At 69.7% G+C, this 18555-nt stretch carries 22 protein-coding genes and 2 tRNA genes; 15 read left to right on the forward strand and 9 right to left on the reverse strand.

What is annotated here, in order from left to right; genetic code table 11:
• Positions 1-173: 173 nt before the first annotated feature.
• Together ACFWJB_RS01865 and ACFWJB_RS01870 are read right to left on the reverse strand one after the other, a co-directional pair.
• Complete coding sequence (locus ACFWJB_RS01865; protein ID WP_385464823.1) at positions 174-950, reverse strand: isoprenyl transferase; 777 nt, start codon at positions 948-950, stop codon at positions 174-176.
• 439 nt (positions 951-1389) lie between these two features.
• Positions 1390-1462, reverse strand: a tRNA-Ala gene (locus ACFWJB_RS01870).
• 179 nt (positions 1463-1641) lie between these two features.
• Here ACFWJB_RS01870 and ACFWJB_RS01875 point away from each other — a divergent pair.
• Together ACFWJB_RS01875 and ACFWJB_RS01880 are read left to right on the forward strand one after the other, a co-directional pair.
• Positions 1642-2190 (forward strand): helix-turn-helix domain-containing protein, encoded by a 549-nt coding sequence (locus tag ACFWJB_RS01875; protein ID WP_385464826.1) that lies wholly within the window; start codon positions 1642-1644, stop codon positions 2188-2190.
• Between the two features lie 79 nt (positions 2191-2269).
• Complete coding sequence (locus ACFWJB_RS01880) at positions 2270-3721, forward strand: protein kinase (RefSeq protein WP_385464829.1); 1452 nt, start codon at positions 2270-2272, stop codon at positions 3719-3721.
• 16 nt (positions 3722-3737) lie between these two features.
• Here ACFWJB_RS01880 and ACFWJB_RS01885 read toward each other — a convergent pair whose 3' ends face one another.
• Both ACFWJB_RS01885 and ACFWJB_RS01890 read right to left on the reverse strand, forming a co-directional pair.
• Positions 3738-5057 carry a hypothetical protein gene (locus ACFWJB_RS01885; protein ID WP_386919640.1) on the reverse strand — a complete coding sequence of 440 codons (1320 nt, stop codon included), beginning with the start codon at positions 5055-5057 and terminating at the stop codon, positions 3738-3740.
• A 145-nt stretch (positions 5058-5202) separates the two neighbouring features.
• Entirely contained in the window at positions 5203-5331 is a 129-nt protein-coding gene (locus ACFWJB_RS01890; protein ID WP_003999697.1) for a DLW-39 family protein, read from the reverse strand.
• Positions 5332-5669: 338 nt separating this feature from the next.
• On the opposite strand from ACFWJB_RS01890, the gene ACFWJB_RS01895 reads away from it, so the two are divergent.
• Both ACFWJB_RS01895 and ACFWJB_RS01900 read left to right on the forward strand, forming a co-directional pair.
• The gene (locus tag ACFWJB_RS01895; RefSeq protein ID WP_386919642.1) at positions 5670-6044 is read left to right on the forward strand and encodes a DUF6344 domain-containing protein; all 375 of its coding nucleotides are present in this window, start codon (positions 5670-5672) and stop codon (positions 6042-6044) included.
• Between the two features lie 267 nt (positions 6045-6311).
• Positions 6312-7394, forward strand: a complete 1083-nt coding sequence (locus ACFWJB_RS01900) for an FUSC family protein (protein WP_386919644.1) — start codon at positions 6312-6314, stop codon at positions 7392-7394.
• A 260-nt stretch (positions 7395-7654) separates the two neighbouring features.
• Here ACFWJB_RS01900 and ACFWJB_RS01905 read toward each other — a convergent pair whose 3' ends face one another.
• The 3 genes from ACFWJB_RS01905 to ACFWJB_RS01915 form a co-directional block, all read right to left on the reverse strand.
• Positions 7655-7939, reverse strand: a complete 285-nt coding sequence (locus tag ACFWJB_RS01905) for a hypothetical protein (RefSeq protein ID WP_386919646.1) — start codon at positions 7937-7939, stop codon at positions 7655-7657.
• A gap of 1485 nt (positions 7940-9424) precedes the next feature.
• Positions 9425-9988 carry a GNAT family N-acetyltransferase gene (locus tag ACFWJB_RS01910; protein WP_386919648.1) on the reverse strand — a complete coding sequence of 188 codons (564 nt, stop codon included), beginning with the start codon at positions 9986-9988 and terminating at the stop codon, positions 9425-9427.
• Complete coding sequence (locus ACFWJB_RS01915) at positions 9985-10758, reverse strand: GntR family transcriptional regulator (RefSeq protein ID WP_386919650.1); 774 nt, start codon at positions 10756-10758, stop codon at positions 9985-9987. The genes ACFWJB_RS01910 and ACFWJB_RS01915 overlap by 4 nt, the downstream gene beginning before the upstream one ends.
• Before the next feature lie 158 nt (positions 10759-10916).
• On the opposite strand from ACFWJB_RS01915, the gene ACFWJB_RS01920 reads away from it, so the two are divergent.
• The 11 genes from ACFWJB_RS01920 to ACFWJB_RS01970 all read left to right on the forward strand — a co-directional run bounded on the left by ACFWJB_RS01920 (position 10917) and on the right by ACFWJB_RS01970 (position 17594).
• The gene (locus tag ACFWJB_RS01920; protein ID WP_386919652.1) at positions 10917-11243 is read left to right on the forward strand and encodes a hypothetical protein; all 327 of its coding nucleotides are present in this window, start codon (positions 10917-10919) and stop codon (positions 11241-11243) included.
• 2 nt (positions 11244-11245) lie between these two features.
• A complete protein-coding gene (locus tag ACFWJB_RS01925) occupies positions 11246-12586 on the forward strand; it encodes an FtsK/SpoIIIE domain-containing protein (RefSeq protein WP_386919654.1) in 1341 nt (446 codons plus the stop codon).
• Positions 12587-12658: 72 nt separating this feature from the next.
• A complete protein-coding gene (locus tag ACFWJB_RS01930) occupies positions 12659-13321 on the forward strand; it encodes a DUF2637 domain-containing protein (protein WP_386919656.1) in 663 nt (220 codons plus the stop codon).
• A gap of 19 nt (positions 13322-13340) precedes the next feature.
• Positions 13341-13529: a mobile element transfer protein gene (locus tag ACFWJB_RS01935; protein WP_386919658.1), complete on the forward strand. Its 189-nt coding sequence runs from the start codon at positions 13341-13343 to the stop codon at positions 13527-13529.
• Positions 13530-13541: 12 nt separating this feature from the next.
• Positions 13542-13697, forward strand: a complete 156-nt coding sequence (locus ACFWJB_RS01940; RefSeq protein ID WP_386919660.1) for a hypothetical protein — start codon at positions 13542-13544, stop codon at positions 13695-13697.
• 21 nt (positions 13698-13718) lie between these two features.
• Positions 13719-14036 carry a SpdD-like protein gene (locus ACFWJB_RS01945; RefSeq protein WP_386919662.1) on the forward strand — a complete coding sequence of 106 codons (318 nt, stop codon included), beginning with the start codon at positions 13719-13721 and terminating at the stop codon, positions 14034-14036.
• A 3-nt stretch (positions 14037-14039) separates the two neighbouring features.
• Complete coding sequence (locus tag ACFWJB_RS01950; protein WP_386919664.1) at positions 14040-14585, forward strand: GGDEF domain-containing protein; 546 nt, start codon at positions 14040-14042, stop codon at positions 14583-14585.
• A 94-nt stretch (positions 14586-14679) separates the two neighbouring features.
• Positions 14680-14859, forward strand: a complete 180-nt coding sequence (locus tag ACFWJB_RS01955) for a hypothetical protein (RefSeq protein WP_386919666.1) — start codon at positions 14680-14682, stop codon at positions 14857-14859.
• A gap of 4 nt (positions 14860-14863) precedes the next feature.
• Complete coding sequence (repSA, locus tag ACFWJB_RS01960) at positions 14864-16252, forward strand: replication initiator protein RepSA (RefSeq protein ID WP_386919668.1); 1389 nt, start codon at positions 14864-14866, stop codon at positions 16250-16252.
• The gene (locus tag ACFWJB_RS01965; RefSeq protein WP_019527440.1) at positions 16249-16437 is read left to right on the forward strand and encodes a helix-turn-helix domain-containing protein; all 189 of its coding nucleotides are present in this window, start codon (positions 16249-16251) and stop codon (positions 16435-16437) included. The genes repSA and ACFWJB_RS01965 overlap by 4 nt, the downstream gene beginning before the upstream one ends.
• Positions 16437-17594: a tyrosine-type recombinase/integrase gene (locus tag ACFWJB_RS01970; protein WP_386919670.1), complete on the forward strand. Its 1158-nt coding sequence runs from the start codon at positions 16437-16439 to the stop codon at positions 17592-17594. Before ACFWJB_RS01965 ends, ACFWJB_RS01970 begins: the two co-directional genes overlap by 1 nt.
• Positions 17595-17649: 55 nt before the next feature.
• On the opposite strand, the gene ACFWJB_RS01975 is transcribed toward ACFWJB_RS01970, so the two are convergent.
• Positions 17650-17726: transfer RNA gene (locus tag ACFWJB_RS01975), tRNA-Ile, on the reverse strand.
• Between the two features lie 99 nt (positions 17727-17825).
• Positions 17826-18545, reverse strand: coding sequence for a DUF3566 domain-containing protein (locus tag ACFWJB_RS01980; RefSeq protein WP_385464841.1), 720 nt, complete (start codon positions 18543-18545; stop codon positions 17826-17828).
• Positions 18546-18555 lie beyond the last annotated feature (10 nt).

An 18555-nucleotide genomic window follows, 5' to 3' on the forward strand; every position in this document is an offset into this window, starting at 1 on the left:
CGGGTTGGTCTGTGGCGGCGGTGGGCGCGGCGGTGCGGTGCTGTGGCGGTGGGTGGGGGGGTTGTTCGATAGGTTGGGGCTGGGGGGGGTGGGGTGGGTCTTCCGGGTCTCCCGCCCCGCGGCGATGTTTCACGTGGAACAGCCCGCCGGTGTCCCGGGGCTCCGTCGTCTCCTCAGCGGCCGTAGCGGCGTTCGCGCAGGGAGTAGGAGCGCAGGGCGCGCAGGAAGTCGATCTCGCGGAAGTCCGGCCAGAAGCACTCGCAGAAGTACACCTCGGCGTAGGCGGACTGCCACAGCAGGAATCCGGACAGCCGCTGCTCTCCGGAGGTGCGGATGATGAGGTCGGACTCGGAGCGCGCCTTGGAGTACAGGTGCTTGGAGATGTGCTCCATGGTGAACGTGTCGATGAACTCGTCGATGTCGCCTCCCGCGGAGGCGTGCTCCGTGAGGGCGGACCGCACGGCGTCGACGATCTCCCGGCGGCCTCCGTAGCCGACGGCGACGTCGACCTTCGTTCCGCCCTTGCGGCCCTGGGTGGCGGCGGTCGCGGTCTTCAGACGGTTCGCGGACTCGGCCGGCAGCAGGTCGAGGGCACCGACGACCTCGACGGGCCAGGGGTTGCCCGGGGCGGCCAGGCGCTCCACGACCTCGGCGATGATGTCGATCAGCGGGTTGAGCTGGTCCTCGGGGCGGTGCAGGTTGTCGTCGGACAACATGAAGAGGGTCACGTGCTCGATCTGCGCGGAGTCGCACCAGCGCAGGAAGTCCAGCACCTTCGCGCCGCCGGCCCGGTAGCCCTCGCGGGGGTCCTCGATGCCCGATTCCTTGGCCCATCGGCGGTTGCCGTCCAGCATGATGCCGATGTGCTGGGGGCGTGGGCGACCCTCCAGCTCTCTGAGCAGCCGCTTCATGTACAGCGCATCGAGAGCGGCTCGTACCTTGGCCCGCATGCTCTACCCCTTTCACCTCGTCGGCAGCGACCGGACGGCTCCGGCGGCGGTGCGCCGCTTGGCACCGCCCCGCAGGGGTGTGGCGCTGGTGCCCTCTGGGGTGACGATATCAAGAGCAGACAGCGCGACTCCGGTGCTGAGCGGTGGCCTCGCGCACACCCGTTCCCACCCGGTGACGGGAGGCCGGTGGCCTCTGTCACACCGTCAACTACCCCCGATCCGCCCGCCGTTGGTGATCGTTTACGCAAGGGGGAAGCAGAGGGACGCAGGCGGGCGCGGTGGGCGAACCCGTCGGCGGGAGCGGTCACCCGGCGCGGGGGCCGCGACCGTCCGCGCTGGACGCCGTCCGCCGGCCCGTTGCGCCACGGTGCGTGACGACAGCGACGCGAAGAGCCCGCCCGGCCTGGTGTTCACGCAGGTCGGACGGGCTCTCGAGGTGTGGAGCCTAGGGGAGTCGAACCCCTGACATCTGCCATGCAAAGACAGCGCTCTACCAACTGAGCTAAGGCCCCGGAGGAGACGTCCGGCCGGAGGATCTTCTTACCGGCGGGCGCCGCAGACAAGAGTACCGGGTCGCCCCCCGTATCTCACAAATGATTGGGGGTCCCGATGAACAACCACGCTCCGTAAGATGCTCGGCGTGGTTCGCTGAAGCGAACTGCGGTTTTTGGGGAAGCGATGGGGAGACGCAATGGACGCCGCACAGCAGGAAGCCACCGCGAGAGCGCGGGAACTGCAGCGGAACTGGTACGGGGAGCCGCTGGGGGCGCTCTTCCGCAGGCTCATCGACGATCTTGGCCTCAACCAGGCTCGTCTGGCGGGGGTGCTGGGGCTGTCCGCGCCGATGCTGTCGCAGCTGATGAGCGGGCAGCGGGCGAAGATCGGTAATCCCGCGGTGGTGCAGCGGGTGCAGCTGCTCCAGGACCTGGCGGGGCAGGTCGCGGACGGCAGTGTGAGCGCGGCCGAGGCCACCGAGCGCATGGACGAGATCAAGAAGTCGCAGGGGGGCTCGGTGCTCAGCAACACCACGCAGACGACGAGCAGTTCGGGAGCGCCCACGGTCAAGCGCGTGGTCCGTGAGATCCAGTCGCTGCTGCGTTCGGTGGCGGCCGCCGGCGACATAATCGACGCCGCGGACGCCCTCTCCCCGTCCCACCCGGAGTTGGCGGAGTTCCTGCGGGTGTACGGCGCCGGCCGCACCTCCGACGCCGTGGCGCACTACCAGTCCCACCAGAACTGACCCCCGGGGTCCGGCCGTCGAAGCGCTCGCCGGCCGGCCTTGCGGGGAGTGGCGCGAGGGGGAGGAGCGGCACACAGCCATGGGTGAGGTCTTCGCCGGCCGGTACGAGCTGGTCGATCCGATCGGCCGTGGAGGGGTGGGTGCCGTCTGGCGTGCCTGGGACCACCGCCGCCGGCGCTATGTGGCCGCCAAGGTGCTGCAGCAGAGGGACGCCCACTCGCTGCTGCGCTTCGTGCGTGAGCAGGCGCTGCGGATCGACCATCCCCATGTGCTCGCCCCGGCCAGCTGGGCCGCCGACGACGACCAGGTCCTGTTCACCATGGACCTGGTCACGGGCGGTTCACTCGTCCATCTGGTCGGGGACTACGGCCCGCTGCCGCCCGGTTTCGTCTGCGTCTTGCTGGACCAGCTCCTGTCGGGCCTGGCGGCGGTGCACGCGGAGGACGTCGTGCACCGGGACGTCAAGCCCGCCAACGTGCTGCTCGAGGCCACCGGCACGGGGCGGCCCCGGCTCCGGCTGTCGGACTTCGGCATCGCGATGCGGCTGGGCGAGCCCCGGCTGACGGAGACCAACCTCGTGGTGGGGACGCCCGGTTACCTCGCGCCGGAGCAGATGATGGGCGCGGAACCGGACTTCGCCGCCGACCTGTTCGCCGTCGGACTGGTCGCCCTGTACCTGCTGGAGGGCGCGAAGCCCGACGCCAGGACGCTCGTGCGGTACTTCGCGGAGCACGGGACGCCGCCGGCTCCGCAGGGCATCCCCGAACCGTTGTGGCAGGTCGTGGCCACGCTGGTGCAGCCGGATCCCGAGGCGAGGTTCCGCACGGCCACGGGGGCGCGCAAGGCGCTGGCCGCGGCCGCTGAGCTGCTGCCGGAGCCGGGGCCCGACGACGAGCTGATCGAGATCTTCGACCAGATAGGGCCGCTGCCGGCGGGCTTCGGCCCCGGGGGCCCGCTCGAGCGGGCCAAGGGACTGGACGACGCACCGACGGATCCGCGGCGGCCCTCCGCACCGGGGCGGGCGGCGGACAGTGCGCCAGGGCCGTCGGCGCCGGCGCCACCGCCCTCACCCGCCTCCGCCCCCACACCGGCTCCCGAACCCGTACGGCCGTCCGTGATGTCGGACACCGGGAGCTTCCCCCTGCCACCCCCGCAGGCCACCGGCACGTCCACCCCCGTGTCCGGCCCCCCTGGGCCGCCCGCCCACGCACCGGCCCCTCCGCCGGTCCATCCGCAGGACCCCGGCTTCCCCGGCCCACGGCACCAGCCCCCGTACGCGTATCCGCACGCCCCAGGGCCCTCCGCACCGCAGCCGTGGCAGGGTGCCGACGTGCCCACCGCCGCGTACACCGCCCAGGCCACCCGGGCCCCGCGGGCACCGCACGCTCCCCCGCCCGCTCCGGCGTCCCCCCAGCACCGCGCGGCGCGGCGTCGCCGCCGGCCCGGTCCCCCGGCCCGCGTGGCGGTTCCGCTGCTGCTGCTCGCGCTGGCCTGTTACGCCGTGGGCTTCTGGGCCCTGACCCGCATCTGAGGCCCGCCGGGCCGCGTCACGTGGCCCGGCGCCGGGCCACCGCCGTCCACACGCCGAGGCCCGCCAGCAGGACGCTGCCGCCGCCGATCCCGCCGACGGCGAGCACCGTCATGGCGGCGTCGTCCTCCCCGGCCGCTCCGCCCGCAGGCGCCGCCTGCCGCTCCAGGGCCGAGAGCTCGAAGAGGCCGTCGGGCACGGACTTCCCCGCGTACTCCGGCCCGGTCTGCGCCGTCCCCCCGAGCCGCAGGCGCAGGACCAGCGGGAACGGCCCCTCTCCGAAGGTGTCGGCCACCTGGGCCGCGAGATGCACCACGAGGTAGTAGTCGCCGGCGAACCGCATCCCGGTGACCCGTTCCCCGGTGGCGTACCGGTTGGCGTACGCCACCGGCGGCGCGGGAGCGAGAGCGGCCGTGACGCCGCGGCCGGTGTACCCCTTGGCGGCGTCGACGACCTCGCCGCGCACGGGGTTGTGCAGGGCCAGACGCAGCGCGCCGGTCGTGTAGCCCGATCCGCTGTCGGTGCCGCCGAGTTCGGCGGCCGCGTACAGCTGCCGGCCCCAGTCGACGGGCACCTTGTAGAAGAGGGTCTGCCCGGGCCGGATGTCGTCGCTCCAGGCCCCCTGGCCGACGGTGGTGGCCTCGGCGAAGCCGCCGCCGCCCCGGCGGTGTGCGGGCTCGCCCGTGAGAGGTCCGGGCGAGGCGGAGTCCCACGCCTCGGGTGCCCGCGTCGCGCCGGTGCGGGCCGGGGGCGGTTCGCTGACGACGGTGAGCTCCAGGTCCCAGGGGTCCGGCGGGGAGTCCTGCGGCCGGGACCGCTCGACGGTGACGTAGTAGGTCCCGGCGTCCTGGCATCGCTTCCCGCCGGCGGAGACCGCGCGTACGCCCCAGGCCGTGACCGGGCGGGGGCTGCGGGCGGCGCCGAAACTCGCGCTGTCGGACGAGCAGGTGCCCCCGTCGGCGTCCTCCACGGACAGCCGGACGCCGTCGACGGCGGTGAGCTCGTCGCCCTCGCCCGGGACGGCGGTGGCGGAGACGTACGTGTCCGAGGCCCCGTCGAGCTCGACGCGGTAGTGGAGCGTGCCGGTCCGCGGCAGGGGGCCCCGGTACGTCCTGCCGGGTTCGAGGGAGGGGGCGTTCGCCGCGCCGCTCGCGCCCTCGATCCACTGGGCGTCCCGGGCGAACGCGTAGCCGCCCGGCGGGTCGGCCGCCAGGGCCGCCCCGCCCGGCAGGACGGAGACGGTGGCCAGCACCACGGTCACGGCGGCCAGACGCACCGGCACCGGCGGGCGGCCACGTCCTGACCGGACTCGCCGGCGAGCCGTACACCACCGCACCATCAGTCGCCACCCCTCGCGCTCGCCGTCGCACGGACCGAGGCCCATCCTGCCGCGCGCCCGGTGGTCCCCGCGCCCCCTCCGGACAACACAAAACCCCGACCGTGATGACGGCCGGGGTCTGCTCAGGACCGGATGTCGGTCGGACTCACGAACCCGTGGGCACGGAGTCGGTCGCCTCCGTCCACAGATCCTGCTCGGCGCGATCCGCCTGGATCTGGCGGTACACGAGGAGCCCGCCGATGGCGGCCAGTGCGACCAGGAGAAGCTTCTTCACCGCGCTACCTCGTCTTTCCTTGACGTAGGGGACCTCTGGCGCCCGACTATACACACCGGCCGATACCGATCGGTGATCTGAGTCGGCCCTCAACTGCCCGTCCGCGGAACGCAATAGATACGGACCGAGTCGTTCCGATCGGAGGGTGATCACATCTCCACGGACGGTGACTTTTGCCCGTCCTCCTCCCGCCTCCGCACCTTTTCGTCCCCCTTGCGGCCATCCGGGTGGTGTTCATCTGAACATCGCGGCGCCACGGTCGCGGGTCCACCACTTCGCGGCCCACATACACATCATGAGGAAAGTACGCAAATCGCCCGACCCGAAAGTGAGGGGCCATGGACCGGAACAAGGCCATGAAGCTGTGGACCGCCATCGTCACCGCCTTCCTGGCGCTGTGCACGGCGCTCGGATTCGTCACGACCACCGCCGCGGCGGCCGTACCGCACACCGAGACGCACAGCAACACCGAGACGGCGCCCGAGCCGGCGGAGCCGGCGGCGGCGGCAGTCTGGTCCTGGTCCCGGGCAGGCGCCCTGCCCCCCACGATGAAACAGCGCATCCACGCCGAGGCCCACGGCAAGGCCCCCAGCTGCCGGCACCGTCCCCTCACCGACGCCGCTTCGACCGTCACGACCCTGCCGGCCGCCGCCGCCCCGTGCGACACCGCCACCTCACCGGCCGAGCAGCACACCGTCCCGCTGCAGCGCTGAGCGGCCCGGCGCACCGCGCCCCCGCCATCCGACCCTGACGTCACGGCGTATTGCGTACAGCACCGCACGCGAGAAACGGCCCGGCAGCTCCGACGGAGCAGCCGGGCCGTCGCCGTACGCCGGAACCTTCCCGGCGCACGGCGGGTCGCGCCCCGGTGACCTCGACAGAACCAGAGAATCCTCCACCAACGGGACATTTCGAGGACGGGGGCAGTCGTGGCCACGGAGAGCGGACGCGCAGGAGAGCCCGTTGGCCGGGGAAGGGTCATGACCTGGCTGTCGAAGGTGTTCGAGCTCAACCCTGCCGGGCTGAACTGGCCGCGAGCGGTGGCGTTCCTGGACGCCGCCCTGGTGCCGATGTTCGTCTTCTGGGCGATCGGGCACGAGGTCTACCTGCTCAGCGCGCTGTTCGGCCTGCTGTTCGCGGCTCTGGCCGACCCCGGAGGCGGCTACGGCCACCGCGCGCTCCATGTCGCCGTCTTCGCGCTGGCCGGCGCCGGGGTGACCGCGCTGGCCTTCGGCATCGGCTCGGACGCCTGGGGCCGGCTGGTCCTCGTGTCCTTCGTGGTCACGCTGGCGGCCGGACTGACGGCCGCGTTCGGGGTGCGCAGATTCGTCGATGCCCTGCTTCTCAACATCTGGTTCATCGTCGGCGTCGGTTTCGAGGCCGGCATCCACGATGAGGCTCGCATCACCAGTTACGTCTGGGCTCAGGTGCTCTCCTGGACCGGAGGAGCGGCCCTGTGGATCACGGCGGCGTTCCTCGGGTGGCTCATCCGGGGGCGTAGGGACCGGGACCAGCCCTTCTCGGAGCTGCCGGGCGACACGTCCAGGAGGAAGCTGACCGGCCCGCTGGTGCTGTTCGCGCTGATCCGCGCCGTGGTCATCGCCGGAACCGTCGCGCTGGCGTTCGGACTGGACCTGTCGTACGGCTACTGGATCCCGATCGCTGCCATGATCGCGTTGAAACCGAGCCTGGAGCAGGCCGCGCTGGCCGGCGCGCAGCGCCTCATCGGCGCCCTGATCGGCGCCGGCACGGCCGCGTTGCTGCTGTGGGTGCCCGCGAGTGAACACGGACTCAGACTGTTCGCGGTGCGTCGCGGACTCGAAGTGGTGGCTCTCGTCCTCCTCATGCACGGAGCCGGGATCCGCTTCTGGAACTACGCCCTCTACAGTGCGGCCATCGCCGCCGGCGTACTCATCCTGGTGGACCTGGCACAGCCCTCCGACGAATCGGCCGAGGGCTACCGGGTGCTGTGGACACTGTGCGGCGTGGGAATCAGCCTGATCGTCATGCTGCTCGCGGGACTGCTCACCAAGCGCACCGGAACACCACCACGATCAGCCTGAGACCGCGCCACGGCCCAGCTGCGGAGATGCAGCAAGACCCCCGGACCAGTGGTCCGGGGGTCTTTACGCTGGTGGGGCTAACAGGATTTGAACCTGTGGCCTCATCCTTATCAGGTCGATCGCGGGACCAGTCTCGCCGAGGAAGCCCTCTGAAGTGGGCTGGTGCCCTGACCGCAGGTGCCCGTCCTAAGTCGGATTCGGTCGTCGCTGTTGGTGTCAGACGTTGATGTCAGACATCGGTGGGCACCTTGACATGGAGGTCAGGCCGTACCGCGCAAAGCACCCGCCGTCCTTCCTGGCCGGTCTCGGCTCATGAGCTGCAAAGCCACACCTTCGACGGCTCGGACGATGATCAGCACGATCACCGTTACGACCAGCCAGGTCGCTTGGCGCAGGACACCAGTAAGAGTGTCACCGTTGATCACACAGCCTGCGATCAAGGCGCCAAGAACTACTAGATTGCGAGCGCGAGTGCCCTGTGGAACAGTCCACGGGGTAAGCGCACCGAGAACGGTGTTGCGTACGTCGAGGGCCAATCCGGCCATGTGCCGTCTCCTTGGTCTCTCCTGGGGCACCCGTCTCTCGCCAAAGATGCTCGGGTGCCTCAGCTCTTATGTGATCCGCCGCGAGGCAGGGTCCGTCCCTCCAACGCGATCTCTGCGGACACACGCGCCGGCCAACTGCACCGCTCAGGAACGCGGTTACGCCGATCGGCCTGTTGATAGTGGCACGGTCGTCACCGCGCACCAATCTGGTTATCCACAGGCACTGCGCACAACTCTCCGTCTTCTGGGGACACTTGACGCTGCGCTGTGGACGACCCACGGGATGAGCCTGTGTGTAACCATCTGCCGTTGGGCTCAGTAGGGGGATGACCAGCGATTTCTTCCATCCCCATCCTGTGAGGAAGAAAAAGTTGGCAGCCTCACCAAGATCGCCTCATCCAATCGACGCGCTACATCACATCCCACCCACCAGTAAGCTGCAAAGTTGCATTGCATCCCTTACTTGTGGACGGGAAGGAGGCTACGGCTCAAGCAGGTGCCGGGAGCGATTCATGTACCAGTCATGAGAAACCCCCGAGTCCACGCGGGCATGAGCCTTCGCTGCCGCCACCAGATGGCTCCCACGATGGTGACGATGAGCAACCATCGGCCGTTGTCAGTGGCCTGTGGAACAGTGCTTGGAGTGCCGCTGCTGCTGTTTGGCAACGGCACACTGAGGGTCGGAACGGACACGGACTCTCCTGACTCTCTGGGGCGCACCCGCCTCTCGCCAGATGCCGAGGTGCGCCCCACGTCTTGCCTGGGCTCCTCGTTTCTACGGCACGCCACTGACAAATAAGAGAGCCAAGTCCGTTTTCGACGGCCTCAACTGACATCAGCCCAGACGATGTTTCACGTGAAACATCGCCGCCACTTGCGGCGCTCCCAGCCTCCTGACGTGGGCAAACAGCTCCTTGCCCCGGATCCCCATCTCAGCAGCTCAGGGATTGCCCACGACCCGGTCGTACGTGACGCCGATGTTCTCCGTGTCGAACTCGCTCTCATCCAGGACGCCCATCGTCACTTCGTCCGCTCCACCTACGCCACTAACTACCCCAGCTCCCATCCCGTCCGCCGTCGACCCACACACCGTGGAGCGGGCGTGGTCCATGGCGTCCAGGTGGAGCGCGCCACTGTACGAACGACCTGGACGCCATGGGCCGCGTCTGCTCGGCTTCGCCTGGGTCGACGGTGGACGGGATGGGAGCTCCCCGCGCACGCCCCAACGGACCCGCGGTCAGCGACGGCGGCCCTCTCCATCCCGGTGCCGGCCGATCCCCCGCCGGAGGCATCGTCTTGACCGCAGGCCGCGCCCCGCGGTGCTCGACTCATGGCCGCCGGCCCTATCCATATGTGGGCGCGCGTCGGCGCAGCGCGGGCGGAGCGGGCCGAAGGCAGGAGCGTCGCCCGGAGCGGAGCCGGGAAGCGCGCCCGGCGGAGCGGAGCGCAGCCGGGGCTTGATGAGGTAGAGAAACCTGTAACAGCTCAGGTCCGCAGCGGTTCAGGGATCGGCGTTTCGTCGGTGAGGCCGTGTTCGGCAAGCCGGGTAGGGCGTTGGGCAAGCCAGCCAGAGACTCGCGGTCCACCGTTTACGGCGTTGCCTTCGAGGACGGTCCGCACGTGCTGGAACCCTTCGTCCAGGTAGTACCGCTGCAGGCGCTCGTTGGTGGTCCACGCGTCGAGTCGTAGCCACTTTGCGCCAGCGCGGTACGCGCGATCACCAGCCCAGTCGAGAAGCCTGCTTCCAAGCTCGCGTCCGGCATACTCCCGCGAGACCGTCAGCTTGTTGACGAACATCGAAGGTTCCTCAAGCTCCTCGGCGCTCCACAACCCCTCCTCCGCCTCGGACGTGAGCGTGATGGTGCCGGCGGTACGCCCCCCATCCCTCAGCATGAAGACTGTCCCGGCCTCGATGGTCGCCAAGAGGCGATCAGCCGGGTAGGGCCTGCTCCACTGGTCGCTGCCAAGCTTGCTGATCCACTCCGCAGCCTCCATTCGGAAGTTGAGCAGCTGGTCAAGGTCGATGGAGGTAGCGCTGGTGATTCTCACTTGACGTCGTTCTCATTCCGGGCGGACAGGTCGCCGATCTCGTAGTTCATTCGGTTGAGGTCGCCGCGGAAAGTTGTCACCGTGCATCGGATGGGGCGCTCGGTCGTGTAGCCGGTACGTGTCCATAGCAGCACAGGGACGCCAGGGCCGATCTCCAAGAGACGGGCTTCCTCCGGAGTCGGCATCCGGGTAGAGATCTCGTCCGCGTAGCCCACCTGCTCGATGCCTCGGCCTGCCAGATAGCGGGTGGTGCCCTCGTCGATGTCGCCTGGTTCAGCGAGACGGGGTGCCTCCTGGATCAGCCAATCTGGGTAGTGCGTCGCCTGCGTCGACCACGGCACGTCATCCACGAAGCGGTGGCAGAACCGCAGTACGGAACGGGACCCAGCCTCTACCTTCAGACGCTCGGCAATGTAGTCAGGCGTGGGCGTCATTTCTACCCGGAACGTCTGGTGCGGTCGGCGGCCGGCGTTCGTCACGTCGGTTGAGTAGGCGTCGCCGTTCTGCGGGAAGGTCAGATTCTCGAAGCGTGAGGCGTTCAGCTCGAAGACCTCGTGCTTCCGGACCTCGTAGCCCAGCCCTTGGCTAGAGGTGATGAGTCCCTGGCTGACCAGCAAGCTCAGCCCTGACCGGACGGTGTTCCGGGAAGCTTCGAACCGGGTGGCCAGTTCCGCCTCGGACGGTAGCCGGTCCCCAGGGGCGTACGTGCCGTTGTCGATCTCACGACGCAGCGCGTCGGCCACCTGCTGGTACTTCGGCTGCTTGCTCATGCTCCCATCATGACGCACTCGCTCAACTTGTTGGTACATGTTCGCGCGAAGTGCTTGACGCCTCACTTTCAGTGGGTCAATCTCTAGGCATCAGCTTGTACCAACAAGTTGAGCAAGAGGTCCAAGGGGCCTAACTCTGACCTGCTCTGGAGTGAGCTATGCCGTCGTTCAAGATCGACCTTCAGACCGCTGTGGTGTTCGTGGCCACGGCCCCGGAGCCGAAGGTGAAGAACTTCCACACCGGCGAGCGAGCCCTGAACCAGGAGGGTCTGCCCATGTCGGTCGTGGGGCTGCTGGTTTCGGACGAGGGGGAGGGCAACCTCCTCAAGGTCTCGATCCCGGAGACCGGTCTCCCGGAGGGCCTGGCGCCGGGCATGCCGGTGCGGGTCGTGGGCCTGAAGGCCAAGGACTGGGAGAACGTGATCAAGGGCGAGAAGCGTTCGGGTATCGCGTTCAGCGCGGTCGCGATCACCCCGGCGGCTTGATCATGGCTGACCTGACGGTGTGGCTGGAGGCCACGGGAGCGTTAGCGGGCGCCGGCGGTGTCGGCTTCGCGAAGGCGCGGGCCCCGCGGGTGTACTGGTCGCTGGTGGGCATGCCGCTCGCCTGGGGCCGGTTCGCTCTCTCGTACCGGTCGACCATGGACGTGTGTGGGCTGACGGTTCAGCCGTCTGGCCTGCGGGCGTTCATGACCCGCAACGTCGCTCGTCGCGAGGTGCAGCCGGTACCGCCGAGGATCCGCCGGGTTCGGCCCACGTCGACCGGGCTGCGGGTCACGCTGCGGCTTCCGGCCGGCCTGGAACCCGCCGACGTGATCGCCTCCTCCGAGCGGCTGCGGCACGCCTGGGGTGTGCACTCCGTGACCGTGGTGGAGACCAAGCCCGGGTTCGTGGAACTGCGCATGACCGGCTATGACGTGCTGCGCCGGGTGAGGATGCCACGCAAGGCCGCCCCGCACGACCTGGTAGTGCCGGTGGCGCTGAGGGAGGACGGGACCGCGTTCGAGCGGGACTATCGCAAAGCCCCGATGGCGCTGACGCTCGGGGCGAATCACTCGGGCAAGTCGATGTATCAGCGCAACCTGATCAGGGGCCTGGCTCAGTTGCCGGTGGCGCTGGTCGGCATCGACTGCAAGCGCGGGGTCGAGCAGTCCGCGTTCGCCTCTCGGCTGTCGGCGCTGGTCACCAACCCCGACGATGCCGCATCCCTCCTGGCGGTCCTCGTGGCGGAGATGGAAGACCGCTTCGACCTGCTCAGCCTGCACGGCGTCTCCGACGTGTGGGAGCTGCCCGAACCTTTGCGGCCGGTGCCGGTCGTCGTCCTGGTGGACGAGGTGGCGGAACTGTTCCTGATCTCGGCGAAGAAGGACGAGGAACGCCGCGAGCGGATCGTCACCGCCCTGATCCGCCTGGCGCAGATGGCCCGCGCGATCGGGATCTACCTGGAGATCTGCGGGCAGCGGTTCGGCTCCGAGCTGGGCAAGGGCGCCACCATGCTCCGTGCCCAGCTCACCGGCCGCGTCGTGCACCGCGTCAACGACAAGCAGACCGCAGAAATGGGCCTGGCCGACGTGGCCCCGGACGCCGTACCGGCCGCCGGCCTGATCCCGATGGAACGCCCCGGCACCGCGGTCGCCGTCGACTCGACGGGCGGCTGGTCGAAGATCCGCACCCCGCACACGACGCGTGCGGACGTGGTCGACACCTGTCGGGAATTCGCCCACCTGGTCCCGGACTTCCCCGCCCTCGACCCGTTCCGGCCCCTCGTGCCCACCGAGGCGCCGGCGGACGGTCCTTCGCTGGTCAAGCCCCGCCCGGTCACCGACTGACCGCCGGGACCGGGCGGCCGGACCCTGCTCCCCGCCCGTCCCGGCCCAATCCCCCTCGAAGGGAGGTGCCCCATGTCCCGCTCGATCCGCGTCGACGCCGTGCTGGTCCAAGCCGTCATCGCCGGCGCCCTGTCCTTCGCCCACCTGCACGACCTGGCTGAAGCAGCCGGACAGTCCGGCTGGAAAGCCTGGGCCTACCCGGTCTCCGTCGACCTGCTCCTGGTCGCCGCCTGGCGCCGACTGCGCACGGCCCGCCGGGACCGCTCGGCCTGGACCTGGTTCGTCATCGCCCTGTTCGCGTCGCTCGGCGCCAACATCGCGACCGCCGGACTCCTCGACCTGGCCCACGTGCCCGACTGGCTGCGCATCCTCGTCGCCGGATGGCCCGCCCTGGCCTTCCTCGGCGGAACCCTCCTCGTGCACACCCCCACCGACAAACCCGCCCCGGCAGACCCTGTGGACGACGAACCGATCGTGTCGGAAGCCGACGTGAACCGCATCGACACTCCCGTGCCCGTCCCGGATCCTGCTGCGCCCGAGCTGACACCGGCACCGCCACAGCCCGCGCCCACCGCGCCGGCGGTACCGGCCGCGCTGCTGGACCACGCTCGGAAGATCGCCGACGCCCACAAGGCGTCTACCGGCGCCCCGATGCCTGCCGACGTTCTCTCGACCCGGCTCGGCCTGCCCGCTCCGATGACCGACGCCATCGCCGCCCAACTCCAGCTCACCTGACCAGGAAGGAGAACCACCCATGACCGCCTACCGCCGCTTCCGCGACCGCATTCGGATCGGGCCCGTGCAGGTCGGCACCTACTACGACGGCCGCGGCCGGGAGATGCACACCGCCGCCTGCACCGCCCCGCGCTGCGGCTTCTCCGCCGACTACCACAACCGCTCCGCCGCCGAACTCGCCGCCCGCACCCACCGCTGCAAGGCCTGACGGGAGATCGCCATGGACGTACCGCTCTGGCTCGCCCTGCTCGTCGTCGGCTTCCTCGGCGTCAAGCTCATCCGCCCGCCCTGGTGGCTCGTGGCCGTGCTCCTCCTCGGCGGCTACCTCCTCGCCGACAGCCTCCTGTCCCCGGTCATCGGCACCGCCGTCAAGTAACCCGCGAAAGGAGATCCGCCCATGTTCCGCCCCAAGCTCCCGACCATGCCGCAGCCCACGGGCCTGGTCACCCCGCCCACCGTGGTGGAACCGACCAGCATCACGCCGGGCACCCCGGCATCGCCGCCGGCCACCCTCGCCCCGGCCTCGACCCGGCCCACGATCCAGCTCACGCCCGGCACAACGCTCGCCCTCGTCGGCGGCGGCACCGCCGTCGTCCTGGTCGTCGGCGCGGTCCTGGTCTCCATGCTCCTGGCCGTGGCCGTCACCGGGGTCTCCGTCGCCCTGGTCGCCGTCGTCCTGCGCCTGCTCGTCAACGACATGCACAAGGGACGGTGAGCCGTGGAGACCGTGATCGCCGCCGCCTTACCGGCCCTCGGCTGGGCCCTTCACGGCAGTCTCCTCCTGCGCCGTCTGGCCACCGCCCGCCGTGACCCGCTGACCGGCCTGCACACCCGTGCCGGATTCACCACCCGCGCCGAACACCTGCTCGGCAAGCACCCGGCCGCGCTCGTCGCCCTGATCGACCTGGACGACTTCAAGGCCATCAACGACACACACGGCCATGCCGCCGGTGACGCCGTCCTCACTGCGACCGCCCGTCGGCTGCGTGACTGGTGCGGCAGCAACGGCATCGCTGCCCGCCTTGGCGGAGACGAGTTCGCCGCCATCGTCACCGACCCCGTCCGCACCCCCGGAACGACCGCGCTGCAAGCAGCCCTCGGCCGGCCGGTCGCCTTCGACGGCCGCCTTCTGCCGGTCTCCGCCTCGGTCGGCCTCTGCCACCGCGCCGACCTGCCGGTTCCGGCCCTCACCGACGCACTGTCCGCAGCTGACGCCGGGATGTACGCGGCCAAGGGCCACGGAAGGCGCAACGTCCACAACTGAACGGCCCCCGGAGCGGCCTCGGTCGCCAAACTTCCGCCGCTCCGGGCGCCTGCACCCCATCCAGATCCAACGGACCCGAAAGGGAAGGCTCATCATGCCCCAGCACGTCCAGAACACGCGCGTTTGCCGCGACTGCGACGGCTTCGCCACCGCCGCCATCACCACCGGCACCCGGAACGACGACGGCACCCGCGCCACCCTCCGCATCGCCTGCCTGAGCTGCAAGGGCACCGGCCACACCACCCCTGCCGCCCTGAACCGCGTCGGGAGGTGACCACGTGACCGACACCGCCACCATGGCGGGCCTGGACCCGGCCACCCTCGCCGACGTGCTGAGGCTGGCCGGGTCCACCGGCTTCGACCGCATCCAAGACCAGATCCGCCGCACCGGCGGCTGCTCCGACCCCATCCACCTGCGAGGCTCCACCGTCACCCGCGACGCCACCACGGGGCAGGTCCTGCACTCTTACTCGACCGACACCGAACCCGGCGGACGGCTCCGCCTAGCCTGCGGCAACCGCCGGGCCTCCCGCTGTCCGTCCTGTGCCTGGACGTACGCCGGAGACACCTACCACCTGATCCGCGCCGGCCTCGTCGGTGACCCGGCCAAGGGCACCCCGGACACCATTCGGGACCACCCGCGGGTGTTCGCCACCCTCACCGCCCCCTCGTTCGGCCCGGTCCACAACCGGCCCGGCAACCGACCCTGCCGCTGCGGCACCCACCACGGCGAAGATGTCCCCGAGCTGGGCACCCCGATCGACCCCGACAGATACGACTACACGGGCGCGGTGCTGTGGAACAACCACGCCTCCGAGCTGTGGCGCTACTTCACGATCTACCTGCGCCGCGAGATCGCCAAGCGCGCCGGGCTCACGCAGAAGGACGCGAAGGAGCAGTCCCGGGTTTCCTTCGGCAAGGTCGCCGAGTACCAGAAGCGCGGCGCCGTCCACTTCCACGCCGTGATCCGCTTCGACGGACCCGACGGGCCCGACGACCCACCGCCGGCCTGGGCCACCCTCGACCTGCTCACCGACGCCATCCATGCCGCCGCCGCCCGCGTCGCTGTCGACGTACCGCCTGCGGGAGACCAGCCCGCCCGCACTCTGCGCTGGGGCACACAGCTCGACGTACGCCCCATCCGGGCCTTCGGTGACGGCGAGGACATCACCGAACAGGCCGTTGCCTCCTACGTCGCCAAGTACGCCACCAAAGCCGCCGAGACCACTGGCACCGTAGACCGCCGCATCGGCAACAAAGAGGCCCTGGCCCTCCTCGGCGTCGCCGACCACCCGGCCCGGCTCATCGCGGCCTGCCTGGACCTCCACGCGCTCTACCCCGACCGCAAGCTCCGCGACTGGGCCCACATGCTCGGCTTCCGCGGCCACTTCTCCACCAAATCCCGCCGCTACTCCACCACCCTCGGCGCCCTCCGCCAGACCCGCGCCGACTACCGCGCCGCCCAACAACGCGCCGCCCTCGGCCTACCCGACCCCGACGAGGAAGCAACCACGCTCACCCTCGCCCACTGGACCTACGCCGGCCATGGCCACACCCCAGGCGAATCCTGGCTCGCCGCCAACATCCGCCGCGACATCCAGCACAACCGCGAGATTGCCCGCGAGGAACTACCCGCCCTGCTCGACCTGGAAGGAGCCGCAACATGACCACCGCCGCCCCCGAACTCCTGACCGTGCCCGAGGTCATGGCGCGGCTGAAGGTGGGCCGGACCAAGGTCTACGACTTGATCCGCACCCACCGGCTCGTATCGATCAAGGTCGACGGATGCCGCCGCATCCCGGACCACGCGGTGCGTGACTTCATCGCCGGCCAGATCGGGGAGGCTGCCTGATGGCGAAGCGTCGACCCAACGGCGGCGGCACGATCACAAAGCGGTCCGATGGCCGGTACCACGGTGCCGCCTACGTGACCGACACGGACGGCAACCGGGTCCGTAAGTACGTGTACGGCCGGACGTGGGATGAAGCGAACGAGAAGCTGGGCAAGCTTCAGGACCAAGAGCGCAACGGCGTCCCTGTGCCGTCTCGGTCCTGGACACTCGGGGACTGGCTGGCCTACTGGCTGGAGCACATCGTCGCTCCGGAGCGTGAGCACAACACGTACGTGAAGTACGAGTCCAAGGTGCGGCTGTACCTGCTGCCTCATCTCGGCAGGAAACCGCTGGTCAAGCTCACCCCTGCACAGATTCGGGCGTTCATGGCCACGCTGACCCGGGAGAAGGTCGGCGCCTCGGCCCGCTTCGAGGTCCTGCGCGTCCTCCGTAATGCTCTCAACCGGGCCATGCGTGAGGAGCTGGTCACGCGGAACGTCGCGCTGCTGGTCGACATGCCCAAGGTCAGCAAGGACAGGGGCACGGCGTGGAACGCTCGGGAAGCCATCGCATTCCTGCGCTCGGTCCGCGCCCACCGGCTATACGCGGCCTGTGTTCTCGTCCTGGTCCTCGGGCTCCGCCGCAGCGAGGTGCTCGGGCTGCGCTGGCAGGACATCGACTTCGAGGCCGGCCACTTCACCCCGGTCAAGCAGGTCCAGCGCGTCAAGGGCGCCGGCCTGGTCCTCAAGGACCTCAAAACGGAGTCCTCACAGGCCGTGCTCCCGCTCCCCGAGTTCTGTGCCCGCGCCCTGGAAGAACGGCGAGAGCTGCAAGAGCTGGAACGGAAGATCGCCGGTGAGCACTGGTCGCAGGAGCCGGACCATGACTTGATCTTCTCCGCCGACCACGGCGGCATGATCGACCCGGTGGGCTTCTCCCGCACCTTCGATCGGCTCGTCAAGCGGGCCGGCGTCCGCCGCATCACGGTCCGCCTCGCTCGCCACACATGCGGGACCCTGCTCGCGTTCCTGAAGGTGCATCCCAAGGTCGCTCAGGCGATCCTCCGGCATAGCCAGATCAGCATGACCATGGACGTCTACACGCACGTTGTCGGCGACAGTGAGCGGGAAGCGGTGGGCATGCTCGCCGAACTTCTGGAAGATCCACTCATCGGCTGATGTCAGCCGTGGATGTCAAAGACCCCCAGTCGCTATCGACTGGGGGTCTTTACGCTGGTGGGGCTAACAGGATTTGAACCTGTGGCCTCATCCTTATCAGGGATGCGCTCTAACCAACTGAGCTATAGCCCCGCCGCGCTCTGCGGTGTGTGTCCCGCGCGCTGACTCCTGAAGATTAGCGCACGAGGTGGGCAGTCCCAAAATCGGTTGTCGCCGGACCGCCCGCGCGGATCACTCGTCCTCGGCGAGCGTCAGCTCCACGCCGCCGACGAAGCCGGCGGACAGGTTGTAGATGAACGCGCCGAGCGTGGCGAGAGCCGTCGCGAGGACGACGTCGATCACCGCGATGATCGTCGTGAACATCAGCACGTTGGGCAGCGACAGGAAGGACTGCAGGTCGAAGCCGTTGGACTCGTTCGAGCCGGTGGCCTCGGAGATCGTGCCGCCGACCGTCGAGAAGACGCCCATGGCGTCCATGACCATCCACAGCACGGCGGAGGCCACGATCGTGCAGACGCCGAGCGCGATGGAGAGCAGGAAGCTCACCTTCATCACCGACCACGGGTCGGCCTTGGCCACGCGCAGCCGTGCCTTGCGGACGCGGGGCGTGGTGCGTGCACCGGTGCGCGGGCGGCGCGACGCGGCCGCGGACGGGTTGCCGCCCTGGGTCTGGTAGGCCTGCGGCGGGTGGTACGGCCCGCCGGCCTGCTGGGGCTGCCGTTCCCCGGGCAGCGGCGAGGCCGCCTGCCGGGCCTGCGAGCCTCTGGTGTCCGTCACAGTTCCCCCCTGGGATCCATGAGTGTCAGACGCGTGCGAGCCGGTCGCGCCGTCGTCGATCTTGCGCAGCTGAGTCGTGTGCGGATCCGTCGCACGCGCGGCGGAGCCACGGCCGCCGTCCGTCTCCGCACCCCTGGGGGTACTGGCCGATCCGGCGCCCGTGGCTCCGCTCACGATGACTCTC

This window comes from Streptomyces sp. NPDC127100, assembly GCF_042724095.1.
Classification (GTDB): domain Bacteria; phylum Actinomycetota; class Actinomycetes; order Streptomycetales; family Streptomycetaceae; genus Streptomyces.